At 42.5% G+C, this 19,142-nt stretch carries 13 protein-coding genes, 10 tRNA genes, 1 rRNA gene and 1 pseudogene (1 of these 25 cut by a window edge); 3 read left to right on the top strand and 22 right to left on the bottom strand.

Translation table 11 applies throughout. The annotated features are described in order from the left end of the window. Positions 1-52: 52 nt before the first annotated feature. Entirely contained in the window at positions 53-181 is a 129-nt protein-coding gene (locus BrL25_RS26245; protein WP_018673560.1) for a hypothetical protein, read from the top strand. Between the two features lie 745 nt (positions 182-926). Further along, positions 927-1,649: a hypothetical protein gene (locus tag BrL25_RS11390; protein WP_018673563.1), complete on the top strand. Its 723-nt coding sequence runs from the start codon at positions 927-929 to the stop codon at positions 1,647-1,649. Between the two features lie 251 nt (positions 1,650-1,900). Here the strand turns inward: BrL25_RS11390 and BrL25_RS26515 are convergent, their stop codons facing one another. Then, on the bottom strand, positions 1,901-2,125 hold the full coding sequence (locus BrL25_RS26515) for an RNA polymerase sigma factor (protein ID WP_081621650.1): 225 nt from the start codon (positions 2,123-2,125) through the stop codon (positions 1,901-1,903). 275 nt (positions 2,126-2,400) lie between these two features. Here BrL25_RS26515 and BrL25_RS11380 point away from each other — a divergent pair, with 275 nt between their 5' ends. Then, positions 2,401-3,678 carry an erythromycin esterase family protein gene (locus BrL25_RS11380; RefSeq protein WP_018673564.1) on the top strand — a complete coding sequence of 426 codons (1,278 nt, stop codon included), beginning with the start codon at positions 2,401-2,403 and terminating at the stop codon, positions 3,676-3,678. A gap of 1,064 nt (positions 3,679-4,742) precedes the next feature. Here BrL25_RS11380 and BrL25_RS11375 read toward each other — a convergent pair. The 21 genes and pseudogenes from BrL25_RS11375 to BrL25_RS11275 all read right to left on the bottom strand — a co-directional run. Continuing rightward, the gene (locus BrL25_RS11375) at positions 4,743-5,588 is read right to left on the bottom strand and encodes a DUF2785 domain-containing protein (RefSeq protein WP_018673565.1); all 846 of its coding nucleotides are present in this window, start codon (positions 5,586-5,588) and stop codon (positions 4,743-4,745) included. A 16-nt stretch (positions 5,589-5,604) separates the two neighbouring features. Further along, positions 5,605-6,015: a site-specific DNA-methyltransferase gene (locus BrL25_RS11370; protein WP_018673566.1), complete on the bottom strand. Its 411-nt coding sequence runs from the start codon at positions 6,013-6,015 to the stop codon at positions 5,605-5,607. A gap of 209 nt (positions 6,016-6,224) precedes the next feature. Beyond that, positions 6,225-6,608 (bottom strand): annotated as a pseudogene (locus BrL25_RS11365) (TnsA endonuclease N-terminal domain-containing protein); the annotation flags it as partial. A 138-nt stretch (positions 6,609-6,746) separates the two neighbouring features. Next, complete coding sequence (glmS, locus tag BrL25_RS11360; protein ID WP_018673568.1) at positions 6,747-8,582, bottom strand: glutamine--fructose-6-phosphate transaminase (isomerizing); 1,836 nt, start codon at positions 8,580-8,582, stop codon at positions 6,747-6,749. Positions 8,583-9,136: 554 nt separating this feature from the next. Next, positions 9,137-10,483, bottom strand: coding sequence for a phosphoglucosamine mutase (gene glmM, locus BrL25_RS11355; protein WP_018673569.1), 1,347 nt, complete (start codon positions 10,481-10,483; stop codon positions 9,137-9,139). Between the two features lie 45 nt (positions 10,484-10,528). Further along, positions 10,529-11,764: a CdaR family protein gene (locus tag BrL25_RS11350; RefSeq protein WP_018673570.1), complete on the bottom strand. Its 1,236-nt coding sequence runs from the start codon at positions 11,762-11,764 to the stop codon at positions 10,529-10,531. Next, entirely contained in the window at positions 11,757-12,575 is an 819-nt protein-coding gene (gene cdaA / locus BrL25_RS11345) for a diadenylate cyclase CdaA (RefSeq protein ID WP_018673571.1), read from the bottom strand. Before cdaA ends, BrL25_RS11350 begins: the two co-directional genes overlap by 8 nt. Before the next feature lie 111 nt (positions 12,576-12,686). Next, positions 12,687-13,310 (bottom strand): zf-HC2 domain-containing protein, encoded by a 624-nt coding sequence (locus BrL25_RS11340; RefSeq protein ID WP_018673572.1) that lies wholly within the window; start codon positions 13,308-13,310, stop codon positions 12,687-12,689. A gap of 20 nt (positions 13,311-13,330) precedes the next feature. Continuing rightward, on the bottom strand, positions 13,331-13,894 hold the full coding sequence (sigW, locus tag BrL25_RS11335; RefSeq protein ID WP_018673573.1) for an RNA polymerase sigma factor SigW: 564 nt from the start codon (positions 13,892-13,894) through the stop codon (positions 13,331-13,333). A gap of 565 nt (positions 13,895-14,459) precedes the next feature. Continuing rightward, complete coding sequence (gene rocF, locus BrL25_RS11330) at positions 14,460-15,356, bottom strand: arginase (protein ID WP_018673574.1); 897 nt, start codon at positions 15,354-15,356, stop codon at positions 14,460-14,462. Between the two features lie 178 nt (positions 15,357-15,534). Then, positions 15,535-15,608, bottom strand: a tRNA-Gly gene (locus BrL25_RS11325). 8 nt (positions 15,609-15,616) lie between these two features. Beyond that, positions 15,617-15,693: transfer RNA gene (locus BrL25_RS11320), tRNA-Pro, on the bottom strand. A gap of 6 nt (positions 15,694-15,699) precedes the next feature. Further along, positions 15,700-15,776, bottom strand: a tRNA-Arg gene (locus BrL25_RS11315). A 5-nt stretch (positions 15,777-15,781) separates the two neighbouring features. After that, positions 15,782-15,857 (bottom strand) — tRNA-Gly (locus BrL25_RS11310). A 10-nt stretch (positions 15,858-15,867) separates the two neighbouring features. Further along, positions 15,868-15,943 (bottom strand) — tRNA-Lys (locus BrL25_RS11305). Positions 15,944-15,947: 4 nt separating this feature from the next. Next, positions 15,948-16,022: transfer RNA gene (locus BrL25_RS11300), tRNA-Gln, on the bottom strand. A 7-nt stretch (positions 16,023-16,029) separates the two neighbouring features. Further along, positions 16,030-16,114: transfer RNA gene (locus BrL25_RS11295), tRNA-Tyr, on the bottom strand. 25 nt (positions 16,115-16,139) lie between these two features. Further along, positions 16,140-16,215: transfer RNA gene (locus BrL25_RS11290), tRNA-Val, on the bottom strand. A gap of 7 nt (positions 16,216-16,222) precedes the next feature. Beyond that, positions 16,223-16,299: transfer RNA gene (locus BrL25_RS11285), tRNA-Glu, on the bottom strand. 3 nt (positions 16,300-16,302) lie between these two features. Next, positions 16,303-16,377, bottom strand: a tRNA-Asn gene (locus BrL25_RS11280). 57 nt (positions 16,378-16,434) lie between these two features. After that, positions 16,435-19,142 (bottom strand): 23S ribosomal RNA (locus tag BrL25_RS11275); it runs 221 nt beyond the window's last position.

The raw sequence follows: 19,142 nt of genomic DNA, 5'->3' as shown, positions 1-19,142 counted from the left end.
AGTATACTATGAATTTATTATTTTTCAACATTTGGATCGGAGGTGTTTTCGTGTGAAGAAACGTCTTGCCATTTTATCTTTATCTGTAATGATGACCCTTGGATTGTTAAGTGCAAACTTGCATCCTGTTCAAGAAAATACCGGATATATCAAGCAAATGTCAGACCAAATTGGTGCATAAAATCAAAAAATGATCCCCCATTCTGAAGTAAAATGGGGGATCATTTTTTTGTTAGAAAAACAAACCATGTTAGGAAAAAAGCTTAAAAGTTTATTTTTTAACATTTATTTACATCAATTGATTTTGTTGTTAATATTAGGGTGCAAATAAGTAGAAACAGTACATCAATGATGAGTGTTGTGAATTAGATGAAAGGAGGTAAGTAATCAGAATTTGCCATTCGGATTTACACATACTACAAAACACAAGATCATCTAGGAGGCTGGTATCATGCTAGTATGGGGCAATTCAGACCCTTTAGTTAAATGTGAATGTACAAGTTATCGAGAAGCACAACCCCATAAAAAGAAGATATCGAATTTAGTCAAAAGTTACTCGTAATGAAGATTTATCTAGAAGATCATTCCTTATACTCAACTAAAGACTTTGAAAAACAAATCAAGGTGTTCCTCAAGCTGTTTTTTAGCGTTGAGAAGCACCCTAGTTAGAAAAAGTTATTCTTTTTTTTCTAAAGCATTAGAAATATCTTTTAGTACTTTTACAAGCTCAGCGTTTCCCTTTTGTCTTATAGAATTTCTTTGTCGAAGAATCTGAAGAATATTCAGTAAAAAATATACGCCAAAACTTATTAGAAATATCTTCAACAAATAGTCAATCAAAAATAGGATCATCTTCTCAACCACTCCTTGGAAAAAAACAGCTATACCTATTATTACCATAATTTATTAAAAAATGGAGGTAAATCATGAAAAAAATTATAAAACCCATTATTGCGATTTTTTCGGCTGCTATTTTGATGTTGCCCTCAATGGCTATGGCTCAAGAAACAAATGTGGAAAAAACTATTCCCAAAATATTTTCTGAGCAGTCACTAGCTTTAGAAAAGATTAATCAAAAAATTGAGAGTAGACAAACTATCCAAGAAACAGAAACTATACTAAATCAGCCGATAGAAGAAACTTATAGCTATACTCACTCTGACGGGGGCATAACTACTGTAACCATGCATAGCATTATCGTTCCTGCTGGGGAAGAAGAAAATGTCATTCTTAATACAGATGGTAGTTACTCTTTGAAGGAAAATAAAAACACATTAGTACCAGAAAAAGCAGAAAAAGAAAAAGAAGTGACTAAATATCAGTCTGGTGAGGTGAGAGGCACCTATCTCACATCTCATTACACGCAAAAGATTTATGGGAAATGGACATATATACATGGGAAAACTGGTTCACTAAAAAACCCAGGTCATAACTCGCCACCTACAGCATCAGGAGGAATTGGTATGGAGGTAGGAGAGCCTAAAGCATTCACAACAATGTTATCAGGAAAAAGCGCAGCTCACATTGGTAGCACATGTAAGTTCACATTAAAGGGAGGAAACCTGATTATTTTCTCCAAAGATCATCGTGCAGTTTTAGTTGTCGATATCAATGGCAACTATAGATTCGTTGATGACTCCCCACTGTAAGGTGTCCCTCTGCAAAACGAGGAATCGTTTCTCGGAAGGACTCCCAGCCGGTGGGTATGCTCTGACGAAGAAGCCTGGTAGCATTCTGCCAGGCTTGTTTGTATTTTAACCGAGCAAATTCATTCCATCAGATACTACATCCTTAACGATGTCTTCTTTATTGAGAAAATTATATTAATCAGAATAAGCCAGAATACGTATCCCTACACACAAGTTCATTAAACATAGAGTTCTCAAAATTACAGCTCTGCTTAAAATTCTATGATTTTCGGGCTTGGGGCTATCAGCCTCAAAACTCTCACGTAATTCATCCCATACTGTTTCTTCTTGCGCCAATCCATCAAACAATGATTGATGGCAACACGGAACAGACAAGTCGAAAATGATTTCGAGCTTTCATACTTCTCTACATGCTTATATGCGCTTATGAATACCGCTTGGACATAGTCTTTGGCATCTTCTTCCGAGTTGCCCATGCCTATTAAGTAAGAGAATAGTTGCTGTTTGTACTTTCCACCAGATGGGCGAATCTGTTTCCGGCCGGGTAGGATAGGATGTAAAGGGCGGGGACTGCGAAATCAATTCAATGTAGTTAAACGACATCAGGAAGGAGTATAATAGTGTAAATAGTAAGACAAACCACAACATGAATCTTGTACGTTTTATCAATCCGAGCGAGAAGATGACATACACGATTGTCACCTTTCATCCAATTAAAAACGAATGATCAGCTCTAGAAAGAGAGAACGATATGAAAAAAAATCTCCTGATCGTAATCAGCTTGTTCATCATGATGAGTGTATTCACGGGTTTCCGTTCTGAATCACCCAACACGTTACAACAGTCATTGAAATCTAACCTTGTTCCTGTTTCAAAAATGGAACTTCCTTCGAAAACCATCATCGGGTTTGGAGAAGCTACACATGGTAACAAGCAATTTACTACGCTAAAGTCAGATATTTTTAAGTATCTGGTGGAAAAACAAGGATATCGCGTATTTGCGATAGAAGGTGATTTCGGCGGAGGACAAAAGGTCAATGAATACATATTAGGAGGCAACGGAACTGCGCAAGATGCTGCAAAAGCAATCGGATTTACGATTTACAATACGCAAGAAATGGCAGCCCTTCTATCTTGGATGCGCTCCTATAATGAGCATCGGGATGCAAAAGATAAAATTCATTTTTATGGTTTTGACATGCAACGCTATGACCATAACAAAAACGGGCTATTCTCCTATTTAAAAAAGGTTGATCCGACACTTGCCTCCAAGTATGAGATTGCACTTACGAATCTGAATGATAAAACGGTGTATGATCAAAAGCAGGCCAACGTACAGGAGGGGCTCTCCCATATTAAAAACTTGATGGAGCGGATGAAAGAAAACAAATCCGTTTATACCGCAAAAAGCTCTGCGAAAGAATATGAGCTGGCTCTAGCCTTTGCCGAGGCTATCAAGCAAAACGCTACACTGCGCGGAACAAATGCGAACTATAACAATACCCGTGATCACTATATGGCGGCAAAAGTGATATGGATTTTATCATTTGAAAAGAAATATTACGGTCGCGAAAACATATTCATAACAGGACATAATGGACACATTGAAAAAACCTCCACTTCCATGGGAATGACAACCTGCATGGGAGCATATCTCGCAAAAACCTTAGGGGACCAATATTACGCAATAGGAAGTGAATTCTACGAAAGCTCCTTCATTGCTAATGAGGCCACTACCAATGAGCGAAAAGAGTTTTATGTAAAAAATAGTGGAGAAGATCGGCTAGCTGTTCTGTTTGCACATACAAACATGAAGGATGGATTCCTGGACTTTGCAAAGGCAAGACATGATGAAAATTTCACCGCATATCTGAATAGAACTCAGCCCATCAGTGCAATAGGTGCAGTCTTTAGTGGATTGTATGGAAAAATTGAAAAGATGTATACTTTACAGATGATTCCAGCAAAAGCTTTTGATGCTATCATTTTCGTGCGGACAGCTACTCCTTCGGTCATGATAACGGATTAACGGACTTAGTTTCGAATAATATTCCCTTAAACAACTAATGGCTTCGACCTTTGATAAGAAAGATCGAAGCCATTCATTTTTAATTATTTTTGTGGTTTTCTAAAGTAGTCTTACTTCAATTTCATTTTTTCTTACAGATGATAATATATATTCCTATCAGTGACAAACTATATTACAACTCACAACAAATTGTAGCTTTAGAATAAAGATTGATCAAATTAATACTAATAGCCTTGATAAACAAGCAAAAAGAAAGAGCGTGTTTTGAAAAAAGATTAATCAAAACACGCTCTTAATATATTTTATTGAATCATTCTTTTATAAAAAAGTTTGATCATTTCTATGATATTTCCTCCATTAAAGCGCCCTTTAATGGAGGAACATGCCAGAGGGTGTCAAACAAAGAACCAAGGCTTTGGTCAACCTTTTATAAAGCAGTCACAGTAGTAATTCTGTGACTGCCATTTTTAACTAAACGAAAATTGAAACACACTCTAACGATATTAATCTAGAGAAATAACTTACTTTTTTTTAATATCAAAAACCTTGTTTAAAAAAATACAGGTTTCTAGGTCATGACTGAATTGTCATTAGACAACAACATTGTCGGGTGATAAAAAAGTCGTGAACCAATTTTGTTGATATTACTAGGCTTGCCGTGACACATGATAAGATCGAAAAAAAGTAAGTGTAAAACCACTAGAAATTACCATGTAAAGAATGTTGGAAACCGCTATTATATAATACCGAAACTTAAAGAAATATCTTCTATTTATGTAAGACTCGTTGGCCTTCCCCATTTAATTAAATACGATTCAAGCTTAGCAAAGTCAGTTTTACCGTAAATTAATTTGCTGTTTTTAATTGGTTCAATCTCTACTGTCTGGTAATCAATGATGTTCAAACCCTCACTGGAATTTTTGTAAATCTGGAATACTTGCCTCTCCTTTTGTGCGTGGTGGGTGGTACTTCCATTTTACCAAAGGATGGTTTCTTTTTGTACATAAAAAGGGGCAATCCCTCAGCCAATTTCCCATGGCTTTTGGGACAGCCCCTCTAATCCTTTAACTGATAGAAAACCTGTTCAATTTTGCCTCAGTACCAAGCATGACAGTGTTAAGCTCATTCCCTCGGCTATCTTGTCCCCTTCTGAAATAGAGACTGCGTAAAAAATTCTTGCTGTTCACGCGAGCAATCACCTGACTGCGACTTCTCGGCAAATTGCAACATTGCGCTAAGCCGCTAATCCAATCAGCGATTTCTTGATGTGGAAGTAATTCTTTGTCAATCATCGTATCCACGATGTTGACCAACCGCTCATCATCCTCATCGCTAAAAATGTGTCTACCATTATGAAGCATGCTAGAAATAGCGACAAGAACCTCACGCAGCATTGCGACGCTGCTCTCCTCGCACTGCACCAGCTCGACAAAAACATCCGCACCGTGAGACGCGCTGTGAGCCCAGCCTCCTACTGAAAGGTAACCTCGCAGATCCTTCTCCTCTTTATAATAACGGATCATTGCATGCATTATTTGCTCAATTTCCGCTTGATTGAAAAATGGATTCTGTCTGTGGCGTTGCACAATCAAAGCGATAGGCAAGGCAGAGAACGTCCTTGTAAAAACTGACTGATCATCCTCGCTGCCAATATTATAGAACAAATGGTTCTCATCAGTCAGAACAGTTAAGAGGCTACGCAACTCCTCTCCACTGAACCTATTCTCTTCCTTAATCCACATATAAAACATCGGATAAATCAGGTTATCCCGTAATTCTGGCTGAGGATCGCCAATATATTGAAGTAACAAAGGTAAGAAATCTTGATGCTGCTCACCTTCGCGTAACTGATACTCATCCTTCTCAATTCTTTGCAAATCCAGCATCAATTTGGTCCTTGTATCGCTCATTTTCCCATCCCTCTCATCATTCGTTCACTCGCCCATCATCTAATTTTTTTTCCACATATGTTGAGCCCCAACCCTCTAACCACCTTTTCATTGATTTTTTAGGGTTTGTCCATGACCTAGAACCTGGATAGTGTAGTCCCCCTGTAAAAGGGGACTGAATTGCATAGCTATCTTTGTTTGTAACCGTTGCCACTGTCGCATCACTACTTCTCCAGAGTCCCTCTGGGTCATTATCAGGATTTTTATACTTCGAGTTAGTAGAATCTTCTCGTGGTAATAACCCTGTCTTAGCAATAGATTTATCTTTAGCATATACCAATACGTACTCTGCAGCCGTTGACACATGCTTACTATCATTTTTAGGAGAATAAGACTTTTGCCAATTAATAATCCCTATTCTATTTTCCTCACCAAATACTTCATTCATCACCATTCCTAAGTGAAATAGTTCATTATCATCAATGCCCAGTATTATACGGTGGATCTGTCAAAATTAAATCTACTTGTTCTCTATATTTATACAAGGTGACCATCCCCTGAAGATTTTCGCCCTCAAGAATTATATTTCTAGACTGCTGTTCTTCAGTGCCTACACATAATTTTCTATTAACTCGAGTTACTCTTGGCCTTACCTTCTACTTCAGTCACATTCTGTCCTTTATTAACTGTTAATAAAAAATCAGTTGTCATCACAATCGGACTACCAGTTTTAGGGTCAGTAGGATGATTTATACCTAACTCGTTTGCAATAACAATGGTTTCTTCTAACGGTAGTAAAGGAAATTGTTCCCGGATATCAACAATATAATTTGAATACTCAGTTAAATAAAAATAATTGCGTTCTAAATCCGACAGAAATTCATGCTGTCTGTTTGTTTTTATTCCTTTTAAACGAGTTGAACGACCCTTTGAAGATACATCTTGAATCTTTAACCAAGGTTTATAATCTACTCCAATACCGGTCCCTCGACCTTGTTTAATCCACTGTTCAATCTCAGATGTTCTTTTTCTTTTCGACATAAAAGCACCCCTTTAGATAATCATATCTAAAGGGGTAAAACGGTGCAACTTTTTTATAAACGATTCGACTTTTTTCAAAACGGTTTAACTTTTTTATAAACGGTGCAACTTTATTTCAAATCTACAAAAAACAAATCCCTACTCCACCGTCACACTCTTAGCCAAGTTCCGTGGTTTATCCACATCCAGGCCACGAGCTGTAGACGCAAAGTAAGCAAGCAATTGCAACGGAATGACAGTTAATACAGGAGACAGGATCGGCAGGGTGCGTGGCACATACACCACTTCATCCACTGTTTTCGCCAATTCTGTATCTCCTTCAAATGCGAAGCCTAGCGTGTAGGCGCCGCGAGCTTTGACCTCAACGATGTTGGATACCGTCTTGTCAAATAGGTCTGGCTGAGTAGCCAGTGCAATCACAGGTACATTCTCTTCAATGAGAGCTAGGGTACCGTGCTTTAATTCTCCCGCTGCGTACGCTTCGGAATGAATATAAGAAATCTCTTTTAGCTTCAGGGAGCCTTCCAGCGTCACAGCATAGTCCAGACCACGTCCGATGAAGAACAGGTTTTGAACATCCTTTGTTACAGAAGTAGCTACCTTACGTAGGCTCTCTTCCATTTCTAGAATGTTAGCTGTTTGTGTTGGGATCTCTAATAGGTGATCGACAATCTCAGCGATTTGTGCATCTGTTTGTGTTCCTTTCACCTGTGCAAGATAAAGCGCAAACAGATACAGAGCCAAGCTTTGGCATGTATAAGCTTTTGTAGAAGCAACCGCCACCTCTGGTCCCGCCCATGTATAGATAACCTCATCTGCTTCACGAGCTACTGAGCTGCCTACTACGTTACTTACTGCCATTACCTTCACGCCGTGTTTCTTCGCTTCACGTAGAGCTGCCAGCGTATCTGCTGTTTCTCCTGATTGACTGATGACAACCACTAACGTCTTATCTGTGAAGATCGGGTCACGATATCTAAATTCTGAAGCGATCGCTACCTCGACAGGAATGCGTGTCAGCTTCTCAATGACTTCTTTCCCAATGAGGCCAGCATGCATAGAAGTACCGCATGCTACGATGTACATTCTGTCAAAAGCAGCTAGCTCTTCTGGAGTCATTTTCATCTCTGGTAATAGTACACGTTTGTTTTCCGGATCAATACGGGAACCAATTGTATCTCGCATTGCTTTTGGCTGCTCATGAATCTCTTTTAACATAAAGGAGTCATAGCCGTCCTTCTCTGCTTGCACCAAGTCCCAATCTACATGGAAAATCTCACGCTCAACAGGCTCGCCTGTCTCTGCTACTGTCAACTGGATATTATCTCGAGTTAAAACAGCCATTTCGCCTTCATTTAAAATGTACATATCACGTGTATGCTCCAAAATAGCTGGGATGTCAGAGCCGATAAACGCTTCCCCTTCACCAATACCCACGATTAGTGGACTTGCCAAACGTACTGCAATTAATTTATCTGGTTCGTGTTCTGTCATGATACCAAGTGCATAGGCACCGCGCATTTTTTGTATAGCCTTACGCACTGTGGCTACGATATCGCCATCATATAAATCAGACAATAGATGAGCGATGACCTCTGTATCTGTTTCAGACAGGAACTTATATCCTTTTGCTATCAATTCTTCCTTGATAGTCAGGTAGTTTTCAATAATCCCATTATGAACAACTGCAAATTTATGCGTTTTGTCTAAATGAGGATGAGAGTTTTCATCGGAAGGCTTCCCGTGTGTTGCCCAACGAGTATGGCCAATTCCAACCATTCCCGCTAGTGGTCTGTCTCTTAGACGCTCTTCTAACGTAGCAATCCGTCCCTTGGATTTTGCATGATCCAAACCTTGCTCCGTCATTACTGCTACCCCTGCAGAGTCATACCCACGATACTCCAGCTTACGCAGACCTCCAATAACGATATCCTGCGCCTGTTTACTTCCAATATATCCAACGATTCCGCACATAGTAATAGAAACCCCTCTCTAGTGGACAGGGGTACGACCCAACTGAATTTGCTAACGGGGTGTACCCCCGTCATTCCTTTGCAAATTTTTATCTATAAGGTAATTGTGAATATCATACTCAGATTTTGTCCATAAGGTTGCCCCTATGTTTTGTAACTGAGCTTACGGTCTTGATATATGACCGGGAGGCATCCGCCGAACATTTCGATAAACCTCCACCTCGTCCACTGTGCTCCATGTCGGGCAGCCACAGTGCTGGCGCTTTTAAAAGATATTTGTGTTCTTAAAAATGAGAATCCTCTTTCCCCTCCTTTTTATGATAATCAAATACTTTCTTACTTTAGCACAGCTTTGTGTGGGGGACAATATCTCTTTTCCGCTACTATCCTCATAAATTAATGATAAATTGCTAAGATTTCCCCACTCTTTATGTTATGCAGGTGTAGGACTAAATGTGTCACATGAAAAATGGCAGTAGAAATGTTGCCTTATCAAGGTTCTGGACATAAAAAAGGGAGCAGACCTAAGCCGCCCCCTTTTACCTATATTTACCTTTATGCTAATTCTTTTTTAACAACCTCTACGATTTTTTGAACCATAACCTCTAGTTCAGCAGCATCTGGACCCTCTGCCATTACGCGGACGATTGGCTCTGTACCTGAAGGACGGACCAACACTCGACCATTGCCATGCAGACTTTCCTCTACCTCTTTAATCGCTTGCTCAATAGCTACATTGCCATTCAGCTTTGTCTTATCTTCCACACGCACATTTACTAATAGCTGTGGGAATTTAGTCATCATCTGTTTTAGTTCAGACAATGGTTTGCCTGTTTCCTTGATGACATTAAGCAGTTGCAGACCAGTTAATAAGCCATCCCCGGTAGTATTGTAATCTAGGAAAATAATATGCCCAGATTGCTCCCCACCCAGGTTATAGCCCCCACGGACCATTTCTTCCATTACATAGCGATCGCCTACAGCTGTACGTGTACTATTGATGCCTTGCTCTTCCATTGCTTTAAAGAAGCCAAGGTTAGCCATTACGGTCGTCACTACTGTATTGTTGTTTAGTTTGCCCTTATGTTTAAGAGCACGCGCACAGATAGCCATTAGATAATCGCCATCTACTAATTCACCGTTCTCGTCGACCGCTATACAACGATCTGCATCTCCGTCAAAGGAAAGCCCCAATACAGCCTTATGCTTCACAACCTCTTCCTGTAAACGTTCTGGATGTGTTGATCCGCATTGATCATTGATGTTGATGCCATTCGGGCTTGCACCAATCGTAATTACATCTGCTTCCACGTCTGCAAATAATCTCGCTGCCAAAGAAGATACGGCTCCATTTGCGCAATCCAAGACGATTTTCATGTCTTCAAAACGCTCATTTACAGAACTTTTGAGATGAGAAAGGTATTTCTGGCTACCTTCCAGATAATCGATTACAGTACCGATTTTGTCCCCTGTTGGGCGTGGCAATGTATCCTCTGGTGTATCCAAATATCTTTCAATCTCATTTTCGTCTTCATCTGACAGTTTAAAGCCATCGTTACCAAAGAATTTGATTCCATTATCTTCAAATGGATTATGTGAAGCAGAAATCATGACACCGGCATCTGCCCCTAAAGCTTTGGTCAGATAAGCTACGCCAGACGTAGAAATTACTCCCAAACGAACTACTTCTGCACCTACAGAGAGAAGACCTGCGATTAGAGCACTCTCCAGCATCTGACCAGAGATACGGGTATCGCGACCAATAACTACCTTTGGTTTGCCTTCCTCTTTGTGTCTTGTCAGTACGTATCCACCATCTCGACCTATTTTAAAAGCCAATTCAGGTGTAAGCTGCGTATTAGCAACCCCACGTACGCCGTCTGTTCCGAAATACTTCCCCATCCTTGTCCCTCATTTCTTTCCTAGTACACGTAATAGGCTATGTTCCTACTGTTTTTTTGTGATTTCTACCGTGACCTGATTAAGTGCATTCGATGCTATCTTGAGATAATCTGGTAAATTGTTATTATATACCAGCGGAATCTCATGCACACCTACAGGTAGCGAACTTACATCTGCTACAATTTGAATGTCATTTGCCGTGAGGTCTTTTAGGATGTTAGGAGCACCGATCACATCGAAGCTTACTGTGCTTAATTCCTGTCCATCCGCTGTAACAACTTTGGCAACCAAATCTTCAGCGAGTCCGGTTACCCTCAATGGTACGTTCTCCAATTTTTTGGTTTCGGATGGCACTATCTTCAGTGTGACATCCAACGTATCTGGGTCTACCTTCACCACTTTTGGCGCCAACGGCATTTTTAATTGAAGTACCCGATCTGAAGTAATATTTTTAAGATCAATTATTGGACCCGAGTAGGTATCCAAAGGTTTAATCACTTCATTTGGTCCGTATACCGTCACCTCTTGTGTGTTCATCGTTATACTAGCCAAACTATATCCATCTGGTAGCTCATTCGTCAAGTTTAATTTGAGTGGAACCATTTTGGACGGACTTGTCATCGGTATATTAACTTCGACTACAAGCGGTGAAATTTCTGCTCCCGTCATCTGATTTCCTTGCTTGTCATACACTTTCAATTGCGCATTACTAGAAACAGTATCGGTCGCTCCATCTACATTGACAGCAGCCTTTACTACACCAATCTTCTTAACCTGACTTGCTGGAACAGTAACCAGTACACGGAATGGTTTCACAATAGGTTGTTTTAACTCATATCCATCCGCTTCCTTGCCAATTTTCTCGACTTGGACATCCATTTCCACCGTTTGTTTTTCTTCTAATGTTACATCAATATAATCAGGTGTTATGGTCACTTTTGATCCATCAGGGAATCCACGCGACTGCACCTGCAAACGATGTGCTCCACTTGCTAAACCTCTGGCGTCTATAAATACCTCGTAGTTATCAAAGATATTATATTTTAGAAAAGGATTGTTACTTTCCACTGCTACTTTAACAGATTGTAATTTGTTGGTAATCTCAAAATTATCAGCATCATAATAAGCTTTGACCTTTGCGCTCTCGATAATTCGAGTAGGCTGTACTGCTTCACTGGAATTGCCTTGCTCTGGCTCTAAGTTTACGATCATCCACAACATAATGGCCAAAAGCAGGGCAATTCCGCGGACAAACCAATGACTGTTTAACCATCTATCCATTTTTTCGCCCCCATTGCCAACGACTTGCCATGGATTTACTCTTCGCTTGTGGAGAGAGTCTGCTTAGCATTTTTTGTGCTAGTAGCTCTTCAGTCAAGTTACGCGTTATTTCTCCATTGGTCGTTATCGAAACGTTACCTGTTTCCTCCGACACAATAATGGTAAAACCATCGGAGACCTCACTCATTCCAATAGCGGCTCGGTGTCTTGTTCCCAGCTCTTTAGAAATGGATGGATTCTCAGATAACGGGAGATAACAAGCTGCTGCTAACACCGTATCCTTACGCAAAATGACAGCTCCGTCATGCAGAGGCGTATTCGGGATAAAGATATTGATTAACAGCTCTGACGTGACTCGACCATTTATGGCGATTCCTGTCTCCACATAATCATTTAGCCCTGTATCTCTCTCCACAACGATTAGAGCTCCAATACGACGCTTAGCCATATAAGTGACAGCCTTGCCAACTTCCTGGACCATTCGTTGTACGCCATCTTCATCATCATTCGAGTAAGAGCGGGAGAATAATTTACCGCGCCCAATTTGCTCCAACGCACGACGAAGCTCAGGCTGAAAAATAATAACAATTGCTAATACCCCAAACGTAAAAGCTTGAGACATCAGCCAGTGCAGGGTACGGAAATCAAAGTACTTGCTAAGCAACCAGGTAACGATAACTACCATGATTCCTCGCAAAAGTTGTACAGCACGAGTTCCGCGGACCAGCATGATTAGTTTATAAATCAAGTACGTGACTAAAAGAATATCTATTCCGTCACGCAGTATGTTCACGTAGTTTAAATACCCCATACCGCCGCCTCACATTCCTACTCCAATACTATCCAAGAATTCTGATTGGATTGTTTGCGGAAAAAAGCACGGCTTTTCATGCCGTGCTACTTCTCTTCCTTCTATTTTCCCCTAATGAGTCAACGGAAGCAAGTCATTTCCGATATTTTTCATCTCATACCATACCCAATCGAAAATCATTTCGATGGATTCTGTATCTCCTGCCACCTGAGCTGTTGAGGCTAAAAAGACTCTACCGTCAATAGCTACAACATTCCCCTTCACTTCGCCTTCTACCTCTACACTGCCATTGCGCACAATAAGGTCTCCGGTTAAAGTAGTACCAGCTGGCACGACAACTACATTACGCTCTTTATCTATCTTTAGCTTATCCATATTGGCTGATGTGATCTGTAAGGTATTATCCCGATCAAACCAGCTGGTAAACAAACTTCCTGTCATGAGGACAAAAAAGACTGCCGCTGCCGTTACGAACGGGTGTCGTCTCATCCAGTTACCAAAGCTCTTACGTTTCGCTACTGGAGGCAACTGAGCCATAACACGTGCAGTAAAATCACTTGGTGCCTGAATATGAGAGGCACTCTCCACATAGGCAATCACTTTTTGCAATTGTTGTAGATGTGTACGGCATTCTTCACAGTTCAGCAGGTGCTGTTGAAGACGTTGATTCGATAGTTGATCGATATCTTTATCCAAAAACACATGGTTAAGCTGCTTTGCTTCTCTGCAATCCATCTGAATACGTCTCCTTTCAATTAAAATCGCAACTTATTTCGCAGTGCTTCTCGCCCACGATGAATTCTGGTTTTAATCGTTGTAATTGGTAACTGCAAGGCATCGCTTATTTCTTGCAACGATAAATCCTCAATGTAACGAAGTACCATGATAGACCGATACTTAGGATTTAACTTGGTTAATGCATCTTGCACCGTTTCTTGTAATTCTTGTACGACGACTTTTTCCTCAGGGGTTTTCTCATCGGAGGCTAGTCTTGAATACCAATCAAGCCCTTCTAAATCCCCGCCCTGCTCTTCATCCAAAGAAAATTGTGGTTTTTTCTTTCTTCCCCGGTCAATACACAGGTTAGTGGCAATACGGTATATCCACGTTGAAAAACGATAATTTTCATCATAGGAATGCAGATTGGCATAAACGCGCAAAAAGGTTTCTTGTGCAATATCTTCAGCCTCTTGGCGATTGCCAACCATTCTGAAAGCCAGCTGAAAGATTTTATCTTTGTACATTTCCACCAGTTCCGCAAACGCTTCACGGTCATCCCGTTTCGCTCGCTCTACCAAGCGTCTCTCTACAAATTCCATGCCATCCTCCCTAGAATGTAACCCGTCTTCTAATACGAACTAAAGACGATTTAGTTTCAAATTTTGCTGTTAAGTTCTGCGGAATTTTTTTCTCTTATTATATAAGTAGTTTGCCTTTTATTCTCGATTAAAACTGTCTGACACCAGCGTTACGAAAAGAATTTTATAAGAATGTATAAAAAAGAGCATAAATAAGCTGTTTTAAACTATTTATATAATAGTAACGAAAGAGTAAGATACAAAAAAATACTCAAAATGGAACGTGCGCTTATTATGGTGAGAAGTACATCGCTGTATCATCAAATGAAGTAGAGCGAAATAGAGCAAATAAGCAGTACAAGCACTGCCTCTCATCACTCCCGCACTTTAGAAACTCAGTGTAAAATAGAACGATTTTTTAAATCAATGGAAAAACTCACCCTTTGACTCTACCTTCATATTTTCAAAATGTAAAGCTTCATAAAAAGGCAATTAATCGGCTTACTTTAAGTATATAAGATATGGATCAAATAAACAAAAGACAGGAAAATGGAAGATTCATTTCCATTTATCCTGTCTTGAAATCTTACAATAGCTTATCTCCAAATACGGAACTCATTAATGCAACCGCCACACCTGCTGTTGCATTCTGCTGATCAAGTATTGGATTCACTTCTACAAATTCAGCTGATGTTAAAATATCTGACTCGGCCAGAATTTCCATGGCCAAATGTCCTTCTCGATAAGAGATACCTCCGATAACTGGAGTTCCTACTCCTGGAGCATATAATGGATCTAAACCATCTAAATCCAAGCTCAGATGAACTCCATCGGTTCCTTGTGTAACATATTCAATTGTTTCTTCCATTACACGTGTCATACCTAGGCGATCGATTTCATGCATGGTATATACTTTAATGCCAAGCTCTTTGATTAATTCACGTTCACCAGAATCCAAATCTCTAGCACCAATAATGACAACATGTTCTGGCTTTATCTTCGGACTATATCCTCCGAGTTTAACCAAGGCTTCATGTCCAATTCCTAGTGAAGCAGCAAGCGGCATGCCATGAATATTTCCAGAGGGGGATGTCAGACCTGTATTTATATCACCATGAGCATCAAACCAAATCACGCCAAGGTTCTTTTTCGTCTGAGCAACTCCCGCAAGCGTTCCTAACGCTATACTGTGATCGCCTCCTAAAACTAAAGGAAAACGTTCATCTTCTATCTCCTTTGCCACCTTTGCTGCAAGTCTTTCATTTGCCTCTAAAACCTGATGTAGATACTTATGGTTGTCAGTCTCTTCGAAATTTTCAGGCCTAATAACAGGAATATCCCCTAAATCCTTCACTGAATATCCCAAACCCTCTAAACGCTTCACTACCCCAGCATATCTAATAGCGCTAGGTCCCATATCTACACCGCGACGATCACAACCTAAATCGAGAGGTACACCAATCATTGATATCTTTTTATTCATATGTGAGACTCCTTCCTTGGGGTAACAAAGTCTTCTATTTTCTATCTCTATATTGTAGACGGAGATGAGGCAATGACTCAACTCGACAAATTTTTGCATAGTTATGAATTTATTTTACAATTATTTGACAAACAAAAAAGCAACCCAGATCGTCTGAGTTGCTTCTCTTGTAAACTTATGGAGCGGGTGATGGGAATCGAACCCACGCGACCAGCTTGGAAGGCTGGAGTTCTACCATTGAACTACACCCGCATAATGCATGGTCGGGAAGACAGGATTCGAACCTGCGACACCTTGGTCCCAAACCAAGTACTCTACCAAGCTGAGCTACTTCCCGACATTATGGCGTGCCCTGAGAGATTCGAACTCCCGACCTTTTGATTCGTAGTCAAACGCTCTATCCAGCTGAGCTAAGGGCACATCTATGGAGCGGACGACGGGTCTCGAACCCGCGACCTTCGCCTTGGCAAGGCGACGCTCTACCAATTGAGCTACGTCCGCAAAATAAAAATGGTGAGCCATGAAGGACTCGAACCTTCGACCCTCTGATTAAAAGTCAGATGCTCTACCAACTGAGCTAATGGCTCCCAATGGCTGGGGTACCAGGATTTGAACCTGGGAATGACGGAGTCAAAGTCCGTTGCCTTACCGCTTGGCTATACCCCAATAGGAATGGTGGGGAGAGACGGATTCGAACCGCCGAACCCGGAGGGAGCAGATTTACAGTCTGCCGTGTTTAGCCACTTCACTATCTCCCCAATATAATGTTGCATTTTAAATAAATGGTGGAGGATGACGGGATCGAACCGCCGACCCTCTGCTTGTAAGGCAGATGCTCTCCCAGCTGAGCTAATCCTCCAGATAAATGGTGACCCGTAGGGGATTCGAACCCCTGTATGACAGCGTGAAAGGCTGCTGTGTTAAACCGCTTCACCAACGGGCCATATGGCTCCTCAGGACGGACTCGAACCGCCAGCCTACCGGTTAACAGCCGGTTGCTCCACCATTGAGCTACTGAGGAACAGTATGAAAGAGTTGTTCTTTCAAAACTAGATAATGAAGTCAGCATAAAGGCAATGTGGATAAGTCCTCGACCGATTAGTATTCGTCAGCTCCATGCATTACTGCACTTCCACACCGAACCTATCAACCTCATCGTCTATGAGGGGTCTTACTAGCTTGCGCTATGGGAAGTCTCATCTTGAAGGGGGCTTCACGCTTAGATGCTTTCAGCGCTTATCCCGTCCGCACATAGCTACCCAGCTGTGCCACTGGCGTGACAACTGGTGCACCAGAGGTGCGTCCATCCCGGTCCTCTCGTACTAAGGACAGCTCTCCTCAAACTTCCTACGCCCGCGACAGATAGGGACCGAACTGTCTCACGACGTTCTGAACCCAGCTCGCGTACCGCTTTAATGGGCGAACAGCCCAACCCTTGGGACCTACTTCAGCCCCAGGATGCGATGAGCCGACATCGAGGTGCCAAACCTCCCCGTCGATGTGGACTCTTGGGGGAGATAAGCCTGTTATCCCCAGGGTAGCTTTTATCCGTTGAGCGATGGCCCTTCCATGCGGAACCACCGGATCACTAAGCCCGACTTTCGTCCCTGCTCGACTTGTAGGTCTCGCAGTCAAGCTCCCTTGTGCCTTTACACTCTACGAATGATTTCCGACCATTCTGAGGGAACCTTTGGGCGCCTCCGTTACTCTTTAGGAGGCGACCGCCCCAGTCAAACTGCCCACCTGGCATGGTCCTTCCACCCGATAAGGGCGGCAAGTTAGAAACTCCGTACATCAAGGGTGGTATCCCAACGACAGCTCCACGAAGGCTGGCGCCCTCGCTTCACAGCTTCCCACCTATTCTGTACATGATGCACAAAGTTTCAATACCAGGCTACAGTAAAGCTCCATGGGGTCTTTCCGTCTTGTCGCGGGTAACCTGCATCTTCACAGGTATTATGATTTCACCGGGTCTCTTGCCGAGACAGCGCCCAAGTCGTTACGCCTTTCGTGCGGGTCGGAACTTACCCGACAAGGAATTTCGCTACCTTAGGACCGTTATAGTTACGGCCGCCGTTTACTGGGGCTTCGGTTCAAAGCTTCGCTTGCGCTAACCCATCCCCTTAACCTTCCAGCACCGGGCAGGCGTCAGCCCCTATACTTCGCCTTGCGGCTTCGCAGAGACCTGTGTTTTTGCTAAACAGTCGCTTGGGCCTTTTCACTGCGGCCTCCTCGGGCTATAAACCCTACCGAGGCGCCCCTTCTCCCGAAGTTACGGGGCCATTTTGCCGAGTTCCTTAGCAAGAGTTATCCCGCGCACCTTAGGATTCTCTCCTCGCCTACCTGTGTCGGTTTGCGGTACGGGCACCTTGTTCCTCGCTAGACGCTTTTCTTGGCAGTGTGAAATCAGGGACTTCGGTACTTATATTTCCCTCGCCATCACAGCTTGTGCTTATTGGTGTGCGGATTTGCCTACACACCACACTTACTGCTTAGACGGCCATCCAATAGGCCGCTCACCCTATCCTCCTGCGTCACGCCATTGCTCAAGCGGAACAGAGGTGGTACTGGAATATCAACCAGTTGTCCATCGCCTACGCCTTTCGGCCTCAGCTTAGGTCCCGACTAACCCTGGGAGGACGAGCCTTCCCCAGGAAACCTTAGGCTTTCGGTGGACAAGATTCTCACTTGTCTTTTCGCTACTTACACCGGCATTCTCACTTCCAAGCGCTCCACCGCTCCTCACGATACGGCTTCACTGCTGCTTGGAACGCTCCCCTACCCAGTCCATAAGGACTGCCATAGCTTCGGCGGTATGTTTAGCCCCGTTACATTTTCCGCGCAGAGTCACTCGACCAGTGAGCTATTACGCACTCTTTAAATGGTGGCTGCTTCTAAGCCAACATCCTGGTTGTCTGGGCAACTCCACATCGTTTCCCACTTAACATACACTTGGGGGCCTTAGCTGATGGTCTGGGCTGTTTCCCTTTTGACGATGGATCTTAGCACTCACCGTCTGACTCCCGGATATAAGTACTTGGCATTCGGAGTTTGACTGAATTCGGTAACCCGATGAGGGCCCCTAGTCCAATCAGTGCTCTACCTCCAAGACTCTAAATCCGAGGCTAGCCCTAAAGCTATTTCGGGGAGAACCAGCTATCTCCGAGTTCGATTGGAATTTCACCGCTAGCCACACCTCATCCCCGCACTTTTCAACGTGCGTGGGTTCGGGCCTCCAGTAGGTGTTACCCTACCTTCACCCTGGACATGGCTAGATCACACGGTTTCGGGTCTACGACAACGTACTTTCGCCCTATTCAGACTCGCTTTCGCTGCGGCTCCGTCTCTTCGACTTAACCTCGCACGCTATCGTAACTCGCCGGTTCATTCTACAAAAGGCACGCCGTCACACATAGAAAGTGCTCCGACTATTTGTAAGCACACGGTTTCAGGTACTATTTCACTCCCCTCCCGGGGTGCTTTTCACCTTTCCCTCACGGTACTGGTTCACTATCGGTCGTTAGGTAGTATTTAGCCTTAGCAGATGGTCCTGCCAGATTCACACGGGATTTCACGTGTCCCGCGCTACTCGGGGTTGGTCTCGGAGAGACAGATGTTTGGGTTACGCGACTATCACGCTCTTTGGTCAGTCTTCCCAAACTGTTCACCTACATCTGTCTTTTGTAACTCCTATATGAAACGCCCCACAACCCCGTAGGATAAATCCTACGGTTTAGGCTCTTCCGCGTTCGCTCGCCACTACTGACGGAATCACTATTGTTTTCT

Source organism: Brevibacillus laterosporus DSM 25 (assembly GCF_002706795.1).
Taxonomy (GTDB): Bacteria; Bacillota; Bacilli; order Brevibacillales; family Brevibacillaceae; genus Brevibacillus_B; species Brevibacillus_B laterosporus.
This window is presented reverse-complemented; position numbering and strand designations above follow the sequence as displayed.